Annotated in this window: 12 protein-coding genes; 2 read left to right on the top strand and 10 right to left on the bottom strand. The window is 74.8% G+C overall.

Annotation, left to right across the window (positions count from 1 at the left end):
* Genes AC3RKB_RS15770 through AC3RKB_RS15745 form a run of 6 tightly spaced genes read right to left on the bottom strand, consistent with a single transcriptional unit; the run spans nt 1 to nt 8,260 of the window.
* Complete coding sequence (locus AC3RKB_RS15770) at nt 1-2,340, bottom strand: transglutaminase TgpA family protein (RefSeq protein WP_491437201.1); 2,340 nt, start codon at nt 2,338-2,340, stop codon at nt 1-3.
* Nucleotides 2,330-3,694, bottom strand: coding sequence for a DUF58 domain-containing protein (locus AC3RKB_RS15765; RefSeq protein ID WP_491437200.1), 1,365 nt, complete (start codon nt 3,692-3,694; stop codon nt 2,330-2,332). The genes AC3RKB_RS15770 and AC3RKB_RS15765 overlap by 11 nt, the downstream gene beginning before the upstream one ends.
* A 5-nt stretch (nt 3,695-3,699) precedes the next feature.
* A complete protein-coding gene (locus AC3RKB_RS15760; RefSeq protein ID WP_491437862.1) occupies nt 3,700-4,674 on the bottom strand; it encodes an AAA family ATPase in 975 nt (324 codons plus the stop codon).
* A 41-nt stretch (nt 4,675-4,715) separates the two neighbouring features.
* Nucleotides 4,716-5,207 carry a pantetheine-phosphate adenylyltransferase gene (gene coaD, locus AC3RKB_RS15755; protein WP_491437199.1) on the bottom strand — a complete coding sequence of 164 codons (492 nt, stop codon included), beginning with the start codon at nt 5,205-5,207 and terminating at the stop codon, nt 4,716-4,718.
* Nucleotides 5,208-5,258: 51 nt separating this feature from the next.
* Nucleotides 5,259-7,445 (bottom strand): ATP-dependent DNA helicase RecG, encoded by a 2,187-nt coding sequence (locus AC3RKB_RS15750; protein ID WP_491437198.1) that lies wholly within the window; start codon nt 7,443-7,445, stop codon nt 5,259-5,261.
* Entirely contained in the window at nt 7,442-8,260 is an 819-nt protein-coding gene (locus tag AC3RKB_RS15745) for a hypothetical protein (protein ID WP_491437197.1), read from the bottom strand. The genes AC3RKB_RS15750 and AC3RKB_RS15745 overlap by 4 nt, the downstream gene beginning before the upstream one ends.
* Nucleotides 8,261-8,308: 48 nt before the next feature.
* Between AC3RKB_RS15745 and AC3RKB_RS15740 the strand changes: the two genes are divergently transcribed.
* Nucleotides 8,309-8,935 (top strand): RsmD family RNA methyltransferase, encoded by a 627-nt coding sequence (locus AC3RKB_RS15740; protein ID WP_491437196.1) that lies wholly within the window; start codon nt 8,309-8,311, stop codon nt 8,933-8,935.
* Here the strand turns inward: AC3RKB_RS15740 and thiL are convergent.
* Nucleotides 8,905-9,903, bottom strand: coding sequence for a thiamine-phosphate kinase (thiL, locus tag AC3RKB_RS15735; protein ID WP_491437195.1), 999 nt, complete (start codon nt 9,901-9,903; stop codon nt 8,905-8,907). The two genes, AC3RKB_RS15740 and thiL, sit on opposite strands and share 31 nt — an antisense overlap.
* A gap of 25 nt (nt 9,904-9,928) precedes the next feature.
* On the opposite strand from thiL, the gene AC3RKB_RS15730 reads away from it, so the two are divergent.
* Nucleotides 9,929-10,438: a DUF3515 family protein gene (locus AC3RKB_RS15730; RefSeq protein WP_491437194.1), complete on the top strand. Its 510-nt coding sequence runs from the start codon at nt 9,929-9,931 to the stop codon at nt 10,436-10,438.
* A 54-nt stretch (nt 10,439-10,492) separates the two neighbouring features.
* Here the strand turns inward: AC3RKB_RS15730 and AC3RKB_RS15725 are convergent, their stop codons facing one another.
* The 3 genes from AC3RKB_RS15725 to AC3RKB_RS15715 are packed head-to-tail and all read right to left on the bottom strand — an operon-like array spanning nt 10,493 to nt 13,392.
* Nucleotides 10,493-11,587, bottom strand: a complete 1,095-nt coding sequence (locus AC3RKB_RS15725; RefSeq protein ID WP_491437193.1) for a D-alanine--D-alanine ligase family protein — start codon at nt 11,585-11,587, stop codon at nt 10,493-10,495.
* A complete protein-coding gene (locus AC3RKB_RS15720) occupies nt 11,487-12,623 on the bottom strand; it encodes an NAD(P)H-dependent glycerol-3-phosphate dehydrogenase (protein ID WP_491437192.1) in 1,137 nt (378 codons plus the stop codon). Before AC3RKB_RS15720 ends, AC3RKB_RS15725 begins: the two co-directional genes overlap by 101 nt.
* Nucleotides 12,616-13,392 (bottom strand): lysophospholipid acyltransferase family protein, encoded by a 777-nt coding sequence (locus AC3RKB_RS15715; protein WP_491437191.1) that lies wholly within the window; start codon nt 13,390-13,392, stop codon nt 12,616-12,618. The genes AC3RKB_RS15720 and AC3RKB_RS15715 overlap by 8 nt, the downstream gene beginning before the upstream one ends.
* Nucleotides 13,393-13,398 lie beyond the last annotated feature (6 nt).

Raw genomic sequence — 13,398 nt, 5'->3', positions numbered from 1 at the left:
CTACGCGTCGCGCGGGCCTGCCCGGCCGAGCATGCCGCGTCCGGCCGCCCGCAGCGACCGAGGCAGCAGCACCGCCTCGGCGCGGCGCGAGGCGCTCGCGTCGGCGCGGAGCGCGGCCGTGACCGCCGCGAGGTCGCGCGCGACCGCCGCTCGCGAGGCCTCGTCGGCGCCGGCCGAGCGGGCGTACCGCTCGCGCTCGACCGCGTCGCGGAGGCGTCGCAGCGCATTCGCGGCGTCCGGTGGATCGCTCGTGCCGAACGCGGGCCTGGCCAGCAACTCGTCGGCGAGGGCCCGGGCCGTGCGGCGCTCGTCGACGGTCACCCCGAGATCGACCGCCGAGGCCGCGAGCTCTCGCCACGCGGCATCCGCCGGGCTCGGCCCGGACCCGATCCGCCGGCGACGGCCGAGGCGAAGCCCGGCGCGGACGAGCGCGGGCGAGAGCACGAGCAGGATCACGACGGCGACGATCCCGCCGCCGCGCAGCCAGTCGCCGGCCAGGACGCTCCCGCCGGCCGCACCGCCGAGCGCGCGATCGGGGTCGCCGTCGGGGCGGCCGGTGGAGCCCGGCGAGCCGGACGGCGCCGACGGGATCACGCCGGGCGACTCCTGGCCCGCGCCGGGTCGGGAGTACCCGGGCACGGTGCCCCGGCCGGGGGTCGGCTCGAACGGCACCCACCCGACGCCCTCGAAGTACAGCTCGGGCCACGCGTGCAGGTCGTGCGAGTCGACCTCGAGCACGACCTCGCCGTCGACGCGCTCATCGGTCGGGGTGCCCGAGGTGTAGCCCACCGAGATGCGCGCCGGGATGCCGATCTCGCGCGCGAGCACGGCCATCGTGGAGGCGAAGTGCACGCAGTAGCCCGAGCGGACCTCGAGGAACTGCGCGATGACGTCGAAGCCGCCGCCGTCGTAGCCGCCGTCGACCGGTGCGCGCTCCGAGTACTCGAACGTCGAGCCGCGGAGGTACGCCTGGATCGCGACGGCCGCGTCGTACCGCGTGGCGGCCGACGCGGTGATCTGGGCCGCCGTCTCCGCGATGATCGGCGGCAGGTCGTCGGGCAGCTGGAGGGTGCTCTCGGCGACGGCGCCCGCGTCGGGTTCGCGCGCGGTCCGCAGCTGCTGCACCGTGGGCTGCACGTCGAGGTGCGTGAGGCGGTACCGCTGCTCCAGCGTGGTCGCGTCGACGCTCCGGACGTTCAGCGAGCCGGCGTCCCAGAACCAGGAGCCGCGCACGCCCTCGACCTCGGAGGTCGGGTAGGGCAGCGGGAGCCAGGCGGTGCGCATCTCCTCCGTGTCGACCGTGATCTGCCGGGGCTGGGCGAGGACGTCCTCGTCGAGGCCGTCGGGACGCGGCAGCGTGTCGAGCGTGTGATCGCCGTCGACGGCCCGGTCGGTGGCCGCCCAGACCTGCCCCTCGAGCCGTTCGACCGAGAGCAGCGTGAAGTAGGGCCGTTCGCCGTCGGGCGAGACGTAGGTGAACGCGGGCACCGGGTTCGGCCGGCGCAGGTCGCGGCCGAGCTCGAGGTACGGGCTGACGCCGCGTGCGAAGAGGGTGCCCGGGCCCCCGGATCCGAGGAGGAAGCTCGTGGACACGCTCGGCGTGGCGGCGGTCACGACCGAGGCGGCGAGCAGCCCGACCGCGGCGAGGCCCAGCGACGCGCCCATCGTGGACACGATCGGCGCCCGCTTCGGCGCGATCACCACCGGCCCGTCGTCCCGCTCGTCGTCCTGGAGGAGCTCGGCGCTGCGCCGGACGCGCACGTCGACGCGCAGCAGCAGCAGGTAGGCCGCGGCGGTGAGAACGAGCGCGCCGACCTCCGCACCCGCCTCGACGAAGAGCCCGGGCACGAGCACGGGCACGAGCACGGGCACTGCGGCGAGCGCGGGGAGCCGCACCGTCTGCACGATGAGGTCGAGCAGCACCGCCACGATGCCGACCCCGACGCAGATCGCGAAGACGAGCGCGGGGACGGGGATCGCGGGGACCGACTGCTGCTCGATGGTCCGGCGCGCCCCCTCGGCGAGCGCGCCGAACTCGTCGAACGTCGCGGGCGTGGGGATGACCAGGGCGATGCTCGTGGCGCCGCCGAAGAGCAGCGTGAGGGCGACGACGAGCGCGGCGACCTCGAGCGGCGGAACGAGCGACGGCGGCGTGCGCAGCACGCGCATCCCGGCACCGGCCCCGATCACCGCGAGCGCGACGATGGCGGCGGCCCACCACCATCCGCTGCCCGCGATGAGGGGACCGAGCGCGGTCAGCGCGACGAGCAGGAGCAGGAGCGTGGCCCCCGAGAGCGCGAGGCTCTCGGGCGCGGAGAGAGGGATCCGCTCAGGGCGCACCGCGGCCTCCCGAGCGCGCCGCCTCGCGTGCGGACCGCCACGCCTCCGACCAGGCGGCCGGCAGCTCGGCCGGGCGGTGCACGCGCACGACGCGCCAGTCCGCCTCTTCCAGCCGCTCGAGTGCGGCCGAACGGGTGTGGCCGGCCGCGAACGCGATCGCCGGTTCGACGCCCGGGCGGAGCGCCACGAGCGACTCGACGGCGGCGTCGGAGGGTTCGACGAGCACGGCCATCGCGGGCATGCGGGCGTCGCGGCGAACCGCGGCCGGGCGGGCGGCGGTCGCCCCGGTGCGCCGGCCCGGCTCGTGACGGCCCTCGCGACGCGGCGGCTCGAGCCGCGCGAGGTCCTCGAGCAGCACCGCGTCGCCGCCCGCGGCACGGTAGCCGCCCGGTTCCGCGGCGATCGGACCGATCGGCGCGTCCGGGTCCTCGATCGGGTCGAGTCGCACTCGGAACCCCTGCGAGAGCAGGTGCACGCCGAGCGAGGCGGCGACCTCGACGCCGAGCTCGAACGCCGGGTCGAGCGTCGCGGCGTGGTCGTGGTCGTCGGCCGACGGATGGCGCGCCCGCCCGCCGAGCGCCGTGTCGAGCAGCAGCCGCACCTCCGGGTCGCCGCGCTGCTCCTCGTCGCGGACCATGAGCTCGCCGCGGCGCGCCGTGGCCCCCCAATGCACCCGGCGCAGCGGGTCGCCGTAGCGGTACTCCCGGGCGATGAGCTCGTCGCTGTTCGGGTGCGTGCGCCGTTGCAGCGCGTGCACGTCGCCGTCGACGCTGGCCACGACGCCGACCGCCGACTCGAGCGGCGTCACGCGCGGCGTGACCACGATCTCGCGGGGGGTGCCCGCGACGCGGTCGATGCGGGCGAGGCCGAACGGGTCGGTGACGGCGATGCGGAGCGGCCCGACCTCGAACACCCCGCGGCGTGGGGTCCGGAGGCGGTACTCGAGGCCGACCGTGTCGTCGCCGGTCGGCAGGACGCCCTCGTGGCGCCCCACGGCGGGCAGGACGGCCTCGCCGGGCGGGTGCAGCGCCGGGTGGGCGAGGTCGCGCCAGTGCGCCCCGTCGAACGCGCGCCGGCTGCGGTTCTGGACGCGCAGCCGCACGAGCGCCGATTCGCCGGCGCGGACCACCGGCGGCTCGAACACGCGGGTCACCGCGAGCCGCGGGGCGCGCAGCGCGAGGAAGGCGAGCGCGGCGAGCGGCATCGCCAGGCCGACGGAGGCGAGCAGCATGATGTCGCGGAGGTCGAACCACAGCGCGATCGCGAACAGTGCCGCGCCGGTCGCCACGAGCGCGATGCCGCGCCCGGTGAGGCGAGGACGCGCCTGGGCGCGTGCGGCGCGGACTCGCGACATCGGGCTCACTCCCTCCTGGCGCTGCCGACCGGGACCGGGGTGTCGGCGACGACGCGACGCACGATCGCGTCGATGAGCGGGCCGCCGTCGCGGTCGTGGCCCCCGACCGCGCGACTGGTGGGCACGAGGCGGTGCGCGAGCACCGGCACGGCCATGGCGTCGACGTCGTCGGGCAGCACGAAGTCGCGGCCGTGCATCGCGGCGTGCGCCTTCGCGGCGCGGATGAGCTGGAGCGTCGCCCGCGGGCTCGCCCCGAGCCGAAGCTGCCGGTCGTCGCGCGTGGCACGGGCGAGCTCGACGGCGTACTCCTTGACGGGCTGCGAGGTGAACACGCGGTGCACGGCGGCGATCATGGCCCGCACCTCGGCGAGCGAGACCACCGGTTCGAGCGAGTCGAGCGGGCTCGCGGTCTCGCGCTGGGCGAGCATGTCGAGCTCGTCGGACGGCGACGGGTAGCCCATCGAGATGCGGGCCATGAACCGGTCGCGCTGGGCCTCGGGCAGCGGGTACGTGCCCTCCATCTCGACGGGGTTCTGCGTCGCGACGACGGTGAAGGGCTGCTCGAGGCGGTAGGTCGTGCCGTCGGCCGTGACCTGGCGCTCCTCCATGCACTCCAGCAGTGCGGACTGGGTCTTCGGGCTGGCGCGGTTGATCTCGTCGCCGATGACGATGTTCGCGAAGACGGGCCCGTGCTTGAACTCGAACCGGCGCGAGGCCTGGTCGAACACCGACACGCCGGTCACGTCGCTGGGCAGGAGGTCGGGGGTGAACTGGATGCGGCTGACGGTGCAGTCGACGGACCGTGCGAGGGCCTTCGCGAGCATCGTCTTGCCGACGCCCGGCACGTCCTCGATGAGCAGGTGGCCCTCGGCGAGGAGCACGGTGAGGGCGGCGGTCACCGCGTCGCGCTTGCCGCTGATGACGGTCTCGACGTTGCGGACGATGCCGACGGCGCGATCGCCGACCTCCTCGATGCCCATCGCGGGGACGAGGCCGGGATCCGCCACGGCCGCCGGCTCGCTCACGGCCGCATCGCCCCCTGGAGGAACTCCGCGACGGCACGCGGCACGTATGGACTGACGTCGCCGCCGAGCGCGGAGACCTGTCGCACGAGCGAGCTCGACACATGCGCGTTGGCCGGGTCGGGCAGCAGGAAGACCGTCTCGACGCCCGCGAGGTGGCGGTTCACGATCGCCATGGGCGTCTCGTAGGCGACGTCGAGCTGCGATCGGATGCCCTTGACGAGCACCGAGGCGCCGACGTCGGTGCAGTAGTCGACGAGCAGCCCCATGCTCCACGACGCGACGACGATGTCGCCGGGGATGTGCGCGTCGGCGATCGACTGCTCGATGAGCGCGACGCGCTGGGCGATGGGCAGCAGGGCGGACTTGCCGGGGTTGTGGACGACGACCACGTGCAGTTGGTCGTAGAGGCCCGCCGCACGCTCGATGACGTCGAGGTGCCCCCGCGTGACGGGGTCGAACGATCCGGGAACGACGGCGATCCGCTGCATACGAGCCAGCGTAGTGCGCGATCGGGCCTCCGGAACGGCTCCGGGAGAGTCTCAGCCCCTGCTCAGGAACTCGCTCGTCTCGTCGTCGAGGCGGCGGCGCACGGCGGCCGCGAGCGCCGGGTGCGCGGCGAGCTTCTCGTCGCCGGCGAGCACCTCGGCGGCCGCGTCGCGGGCGTCGGCGATGAGGTCGCCGTCGCGGGCCGCGCGCAGGAGCTTCAGCGACGAGCGGCCGCCCGACTGGCTCGCGCCGAGCACGTCGCCCTCCCGCCGCAGCTCGAGGTCGACGCGAGCGAGCTCGAAGCCGTCGAGGGTTGCGGCGACCGCGTCGAGGCGTTCGCGCGCGAGGCCGCCGGGCTCCGCGGCGGTCACGAGCAGGCAGAGCCCGGGCACGCTGCCGCGGCCGACTCGGCCGCGCAACTGGTGCAGTTGCGAGACGCCGAAGCGGTCGGCGTCGACCACGACCATGGTGCTCGCGTTGGGCACGTCGACTCCGACCTCGATCACGGTCGTGGCGACGAGCACGTCGAGCTCGTGCGCGGCGAACGATCGCATGGTCTGGTCTTTCTCGTCGGCGCCCATCCGGCCGTGCAGCGGCGCGATGCGCGCCGTCGCGAGGTGCGGGTTGGCCTGCAGCTCGGCGAGCACCGAGGCGACGGATGCCGCGGGGCCGGCGTCGGGCGCCGGCTCGCCCTCGGGCGGGTCGGCCTCCTCGACCGCCTTGGCATCGATCGCCGGGCAGACGACGAACCCCTGCCGGCCCTCGGCGAGCTCCTCGGCGATCCGCTCCCAGACGCGTGCGCGCCACGCGGGCTTCTCGGCGAGCGGGACGACGTGCGTCTCGATGCCGGCCCGGCCGGCCGGAAGCTGCCGGATCGTGGAGACGTCGAGGTCGCCGAAGACGGTCATGGCGACCGTGCGCGGGATGGGCGTCGCGGTGAGCACGAGCACGTGCGGGTGGCGGCCCTTGAGCCGCAGCGCCTCGCGCTGCTCGACGCCGAAGCGGTGCTGCTCGTCGACGACGACGAGCGCGAGGTCGGCGAACGAGGTCGTGTCGCCGAGCAGGGCGTGCGTGCCGACGACGATGCGCGCCTGCCCTGCCGCGACGCGCAGCGCGGCCCTGCGCCGGTCGGCCGCCGGGAGCTGGCCCGTGACGAGCGTCGGCATGATCTCGGCGGCGAGCTCGGGCCCGAGCATCCGTGCGATCGAGCGGAGGTGCTGCGCCGCGAGCACCTCGGTGGGCGCGAGCAGTGCCGCCTGGCCACCCGACTCTGCGACCGCGAGCATGGCGCGCAGCGCCACCACGGTCTTGCCCGAACCGACCTCGCCCTGCACGAGCCGGTTCATGGGCACCGGCTGCGCGAGGTCGTGCAGGATCTCGTCGCCCACCGCGTGCTGGTCGTCGGTCAGGGCGAACGGCAGCGCCGCCTCGAAGCGCTCGAGCAGCCCGCCGGGCGCGGGCTCGCGCCGCACGGCCTCGTGCGCGCGTGCGGCGGCGCGGCGTTCGAGCAGCGCGGTCTGCAGTACGAACGCCTCGGTGAAGCGGAGCGTGCGGCGCGCGGCCTTCCACTCCTCGTCGCGCTCGGGCCGGTGCACGCGCTCCAGCGCGTCGCGGTGCGCGAGCAGGCCGCGCGCGGATCGCACGGGCTCGGGCAGCGGGTCCTCGACGGGACCGAGCCCGTCGAGCACGACCGCGACCGCCCGCTGCAGGTCCCAGCTCGAGATCGTGCCGGTCGCCGGGTAGATGGGGATCGGCGCCGTCGCCCAGCGCACGGCGGCGGCATCGGCTCCCGTGACCGGCTCGGCCTCGTCGAAGAGCTGGTAGTCGGGATGCGCGAGCTGCCTGGCCCCCCGGTAGTCGGACACCTTGCCGGCGAACATGCCGCGCACGCCCGGCTTCAACTCGTTCGCGCGCCACTTCTGGTTGAAGAAGGTCAGGGTGAGGATGCCGGTGCCGTCGGAGATCTTGGCCTCGAGGATGGAGCCCCGCCGCGACCGCATGGTGCGCTCGCGCACCTCGAGCACCTCGGCGACGATCGTGACGTTCTCCTCGAGCGGCAGCTCGGCCAGCGCGGTGAGCTCGCCGCGCTGCGCGTAGCGTCGCGGGTAGTGCGCGAGCAGGTCGCCGACGGTCGTGTACCCGAAGGCGCGCTGGAGCCCCTGTGCGGTGCGCCCCGCCAGCGGGCCGGAGAGCCGGCTGTCGAGCGTGAGCGCCCCCTCGGCGACGAGATCGGCCGTCATGGCTCGATCGTAGGCTCCGCCTCCGTCGCCGCCGCCTCGAGCGCCTCGATCTCGGCCTGCACGTAGGTGTCGTCGGGCCGGGCGCGGGCGAGCTCGCGCTGCAGCTCGAGCGCCTCGTCGGTGCGCCCGAGGCTGCGGAGGGCCCGACCGACCGACCAGCGCGCGACGTGCTGCTGCCCCGCGGTGCCGTACCGGTCGGCGGCGTCGACCGCCTTCTGGAAGTGGTACAGCGCGGCCTGCGCGTCCCCCGCGTCGTGCTTGGTCCAGCCGAGGTTGTTGTGCATCGCCACGCCCCAGCGCTTCAGGCGCGGGTCGCGGACGCCGTCGAGGATGTCGAAGCCCTCAGTGGCCCACTCCTCCTCGTGCCCGGTGTCGTTGAGCGCGAGCATGTGCAGCGCGTCGAGCACGAGGAACGTCGACCCGCCGAGCGCCGCCTCGCGGACGGCCTTCGTGAACAGCGGCACGGCGTCGTCGGCGTCGTCGCCGGCCGCCGCGATGCGGCCGCGCTCGAGGGCGATGCGCGCGCGGAGCTCGGCGGCCTCCTCGGGCGTCTCGCCCTCGCGCTCGGCGGCCTCGAGCTCGTCGAGCAGGGCGAGCGCCTCGACGCCCCGATGCTGGATCCCGATCGCGCGCGCGAGCTGCGTCGACATCACCGCCCGCTCGTGCGCCGAGTGCGACTCGTCGCCCGCGGCCGCGCGGAAGCGCTCCTCACTGGCCGCCGGGTCGGCGAAGTCCCACAGCCGGTCGATGGTCTGCTGCTCGTGCCCCCGGTGGCGGGACGGATCGGCGTGCAGGGCGTCGGTCGTGTCTTCCACCCCTCCATCATGGCAGCGTGCGGGACCCGCCCGTTATGCTCCCGAGACATGACCCGCATCATCGCCGGCTACGCCGGCTCGCTCGCGCTGGCCGTGCCCCGGTCGGGCACGCGGCCGACGAGCGATCGCGTGCGCGAGGCGATCTTCTCGGCGCTCGAGGCACGCGACGCGGTCGAGGGCGCCGTCGTGGTCGACCTGTACGCCGGGTCCGGGGCCCTCGGGCTCGAGGCGGCCAGCCGCGGCGCGAGCGAGGTCGTGCTGGTCGAGCGTGCCAAGGCCGCGGCCGACGTGTGCCGGCGCAACGCCGCCGCGGTCGCCCGGGCGGCGCGGGGCCGGCCGCCGCGCATCCGCGTCGAGGCGCGCAGCGTCGCGTCGTACCTCGACTCGGCCCCTCCCGGGATCGACCTCGCGTTCATCGACCCGCCGTACGACCTCGGCGAACCCGAACTGGCCCGCGACCTCGAACTGCTCGCGCCGCGGTTGTCGGATGACGCGACCGTCGTCGTCGAGCGGAGTTCCCGCTCGCCCGAGCCGACCTGGCCCGACGGCATCGCCCCCGAGCGCCGGCGCGACTACGGCGAGACGACGCTCTGGTGGGCGTCGGCGGTCGATGGTGCGACGGATGCCGCGTCGGCCGGCGCCGCTCAGCCCGAGACGCCGTCCCATCCGGCGTAGGGGTCCCAGCCGCTCGTGTCGACGGGCGCGCCGTCGAGCGTGAGCCGGCCGGCGTCGGCGTTCGCCGTACCGATGACCTGGAACGGGTGCGGCGGCGTCGTGCCCGCCGGGAAGGCGGCGAGCAGTCCGTGGTCCTCCGCCCCCGCGAGCGCGGTGAGCGGGTCGGCGCCGAGCGCCGCACGGTCGAAGTCGATGCCGATTCCGCTGGCCTCCGCCATCCGGCGCGCGTCGCGCGCGAGCCCGTCGCTGACGTCGAGCATCGCGGTCGCGCCCGCGAGCGCGGCGGCGACGCCGGCACCAACGGGCGGTATGGGAGCGAGCTGGGCCGACACGAGCGCCGGATGCCGCTCGCGCACGACGGCGGCCCGGCCGGCATCGGGCTCGCCCGACTCGTCGCGGCCCTCGGCGAACAGCAGGGCGAGGCCGCGGGCCGCGTCGCCGCGGGCGCCCGCGTGCGCGATGACCTCCCCCGGCCGGGCACCGGAGCGCAGCACCGGCGCCCGCCCCTCGAGGTCGCCGAACGCGGTGACCGCGATCGTCAGCGCGTGCGAGGCCGAGAGGTCGCCCCCGACGACGCCCGCGCCGGGCGCGAGCTCGGCGAGCCCGTCGCGCAGGCCGTCGGCGATGCCCTCGAGCACCACGACGGGCAGGTCGGTGGGCGCCGCGATCGAGACGACCAGCGCCGTCGGTCGTGCGCCCATCGCGGCGACGTCGGTGAGGTTCGTCGCGGCCGCCTTCCAGCCGAGGTCGTGCGGCGTCGACCACGCGAGCCGGAAGTCGGGCCCGTGCACCATCATGTCGCTCGTGACCACGAAACGCCCGTCGGGCGCCGCGACGACCGCGGCGTCGTCGCCCGGGCCGAGCAGCGACGCGTCGCCCGAGCGCAGCCGCGGGAGGATCCGGTCCAGCACGGCCGATTCGCCGAGGTCGCCGATCGTGGGCGAGGGCGGACGTGCAGGGGGCTCCATGGCTCCCACGGTAGCGTGGAGCACGATGTCCGCTCCCCGCCCCCGTCGCGCCCCGCGCACCCTGCAAAGGCGCGCCGCCGCGGCATCCGTCGCCCTCGCCGCACTCGCGGCGCTCACGGCCTGCAGCCAGGCCGTACCCTTCGACCCCGCCCCCGACGCCGCCGACGCCGACTGCGCCGCGGTCGTCGTTCGGCTGCCCGACGAGGTCGCCGGCCAGGCCGCACGCGAGACGAACGCCCAGGGCACGGGTGCCTGGGGATCGCCCACGTCGGTACTGCTGCGCTGCGGCGTCGAGCCGCCCGGCCCGACGACGCTGCGCTGCGTGAGCGTCGACGAGGTCGACTGGATCATCGACGAGTCCGACGCGCCCCGCTACCGCTTCGTCACCTACGGCCGCACGCCGGCGGTCGAGGTCGTGGTCGACAACGACGTCGTGGCGGGCACCACCGCGATCACCGACCTCTCCCCCGCGGTCGCCGCGATCCGCGCCGAGGGCGGCTGCACCGACCTCGAAGACGTGCCGCCGACCGGGTGATGCCCGCCACCGGGCGGCTGACGCCGGCCGCTGACCGGCCGGCGCCGAGGGCCGCTACCGGATGCCGCGCGCGACGCCGAGGTCGATCAGCTCGGCGATCAGCTCGGGATAGCTGAGCCCGGAGTTCGTCCAGCACGTGGGGAACATCGAGATCGGCGTGAAACCGGGCAGCGTGTTCACCTCGTTGACGACGAACTCGTCGCCCGTGTAGAAGACGTCGACGCGGGCCAGGCCCTCGCCGCCGATCGCCTCGAACGCGCGCTGCGCGACGCGCTGCAGCTCGGCGGTCTCGCCGTCGCCGAGGTCGGCCGGGCAGACCAGCTCGACACCGGCGCCGTCGAGGTACTTGCCCTCGAAGTCGTAGAACTCGCGCCCGTCGAGCACGATCTCGCCGGCGACGCTCACGCGTGCCGGGCCGCCGTCGCTCGATTCGAGCACGCCGCACTCGATCTCGCGGCCGGACACCGCAGCCTCCACGAGCACCGTGCGGTCCTCGGCGAACGCCGTCTCGAGCGCGACGTCGAGCTCGCTCCAGTCGGCGACCTTGCTGACGCCGACGGACGAGCCGCCGCGGGCCGGCTTCACGAACGCGGGCAGCCCGAGGCTGCGCACGCGCCGCTCCCACAGGTCGCGATCGCGGTCCCAGGCGGCGCGGGTCAGCGTGACCCACGGCGCCACGGGGATGCCGGCGCCCTCGAGCACCGTCTTCGTGACGTGCTTGTCCATGCCGATCGCGGAGGCGAGCACGCCGTTGCCGACGTACGGCAGGCCGAGCAGCTCGAACAGGCCCTGCACGGTGCCGTCCTCGCCGAACCGGCCGTGCAGGATCGGGAACACCACGTCGACGTCGCCGAGCGAGGACTCCGCGCCGTCGGCCGCGAGGACCCGCAGCTCGCGACTCGCGGCCGACTCGGGCCAGCGCACGCGCGTGCCGTTGTCGACCACCTCGGGCAGGTGCTCGGGGTCGAGCGCGAAGCGCGCCGGGTCGTCGGCCTCGAGCACGAACGCGCCCTCCCGCGTGATGCCGACGGGGATCAGCTCGAAGCGGTCACGGTCGATCGCCGTGAGCACCCCGCCCGCCGTCGCGCAGCTGATCGAGTGCTCGCTTGAGCGCCCTCCGAACAGCAGAACCACCCTGAGCTTGTCCATCCTTCGTCCTTTCGCCCTGGGGCTCGTCGTCGGTCGTGAGGTGCGGCGCGATGTCCTTCGGTGCGAGCGTTCCCGCGAGCACCTGGCGGACCTGCTCGACGATGGGCATCTCGACGCCCTTCGCCCGCGCCAGCTCGAGGATCGGCCCGACCGAGGCGAGCCCCTCGGTGGTCTGCTGCATCTGGTTGACGACCTCGGGCAGCTTGTAGCCCTGGCCGAGCAGGCGCCCGGCGGTGTTGTTGCGCGACAGCGGCGACTGGCACGTGGCGATGAGGTCGCCGAGCCCCGCCAACCCCGAGAGCGTGTCGGGGTGCGCGCCGAACGCGACGGCGAAGTCGGTCATCTCGACGAGGCCGCGCGTGATGATCGACGCCTTCGTGTTCTCGCCGTAGCCCGCGCCGTCGACGATGCCGATCGCGACCGCGATGAGGTTCTTGAGCACGCCGCCGAACTCGGTGCCGATGACATCCGTGTTCACGAAGGAGTGGAAGTACGTGTTGCGGGCCACGGAGGCCACGGCGTGGGCGGTCTCGAAGCTGGTCGAGGACACCACGGCCGCCGTCGGCTGCTCCTTCGCGATCTCGAGCGCGAGGTTCGGGCCGGAGATCACCGCGATCTGCGATTCGGCGATCGGCAGCACCTCGGCGATCACCTCGCTCATGCGGTGCCCGGTCGACTTCTCGACGCCCTTCATGAGCGAGACGATCGTCGCCTGCGCGTGCAGGTGCGGCTCGGCGGCGATGAGGTTCTCGCGGAGGGTCTGGCTCGGCACGCTCACGTAGACCTGCTCGGCCCCCGCCAGCACGAGGTCGAGCCGGCTCGTGGCGCGCAGCCCGATCGGCAGGTTGATGCCGGGGAGGTAGTCGCTGTTGCGCTTGGCCTCCTGGATCTCGCGCGCGAGCTCGGGGCGACGCGCCCACAGCACCACGTCGGCGCCGCCGTCGGCGAGGATCTTCGCGAACGTCGTGCCCCAGCTTCCGGCGCCGAGCACGGCGACGCGCTTGCCGGGCGCGCGTCGGCCCGGCGTCCTAGCCATCGAGGCGCCCCGTCTCCTTCTGGCCGTGCTTGGCGGGGTCCCACCGCTCGGCGGGGGGCGTCTCGCCGCGCAGTTCGCCGAGCAGGGCCGCGATCGCGTCCATCAGCTCGTTCGTGGCCGCGGCGAGGTTGGCCGAGTCGAGCGGCTTGTCGCGGTACGCGGAAAGGTCGAGCGGCTCGCCGAGGATCACGTCGACGGTCTTGCGGGGGAACAGGCTGAGCTTCTTGCCGTAGCGCGGCAGGATCGCCTGCGTGCCCCAGTGCGCCGCGGGCACCACCGGGATGCCGCGCTCGAGCGCGATGCGCACCGCGCCCGTCTTGCCGCGCATCGGCCACAGGTCGGGGTCGCGCGTGAGCGAGCCCTCGGGGTAGACGATGACGACGCGGCCCTTCTCGACGAGCTGCTCGGCCGCGCGGATCGCCGCGTGGCTCTGGCTGCCCGCGCGTTCGACGGGGATCTGGCCCGACGTGCGGAGGAACCAGCCGAGCACCGGGTTCTTGAACAGCGACGCCTTGGCGAGGAACCGCGGCGCGCGCCCGAGCTTCCAGGTCGCCACGCCCATCACGAGCGGGTCGACCTCGCTGTAGTGGTTCGGCGACAGCACGAACGCGCCGGCCTGCGGCATCCGCTCGCCATGGTGGAAGCGGTACTTCACCGACAGGTTCCACAGCGGGAGGACCAGGGCGGCGAGCACCCAGAAGAACGAGGGACGGCGCTTCTCGGCACCGGGCTTCACCGCGGTCGTCGCGGCGGGGTCACGTTGGGGCACCGACCC

It is taken from the genome of Agromyces capsici, from assembly GCF_058349965.1.
This window is presented reverse-complemented; position numbering and strand designations above follow the sequence as displayed.

Coding starts and splice junctions, on each gene's coding strand:
- thiL (WP_491437195.1), bottom strand. CDS start 9,903: ATGGAGCCCCCTGCACGTCCGCCCTCGCCCACGATCGGCGACCTCGGC.
- AC3RKB_RS15765 (WP_491437200.1), bottom strand. CDS start 3,694: ATGTCGCGAGTCCGCGCCGCACGCGCCCAGGCGCGTCCTCGCCTCACC.
- AC3RKB_RS15760 (WP_491437862.1), bottom strand. CDS start 4,674: ATGGGCATCGAGGAGGTCGGCGATCGCGCCGTCGGCATCGTCCGCAAC.
- AC3RKB_RS15750 (WP_491437198.1), bottom strand. CDS start 7,445: ATGACGGCCGATCTCGTCGCCGAGGGGGCGCTCACGCTCGACAGCCGG.
- AC3RKB_RS15720 (WP_491437192.1), bottom strand. CDS start 12,623: ATGGCTAGGACGCCGGGCCGACGCGCGCCCGGCAAGCGCGTCGCCGTG.
- AC3RKB_RS15740 (WP_491437196.1), top strand. CDS start 8,309: ATGACCCGCATCATCGCCGGCTACGCCGGCTCGCTCGCGCTGGCCGTG.
- coaD (WP_491437199.1), bottom strand. CDS start 5,207: ATGCAGCGGATCGCCGTCGTTCCCGGATCGTTCGACCCCGTCACGCGG.
- AC3RKB_RS15725 (WP_491437193.1), bottom strand. CDS start 11,587: ATGGACAAGCTCAGGGTGGTTCTGCTGTTCGGAGGGCGCTCAAGCGAG.
- AC3RKB_RS15730 (WP_491437194.1), top strand. CDS start 9,929: ATGTCCGCTCCCCGCCCCCGTCGCGCCCCGCGCACCCTGCAAAGGCGC.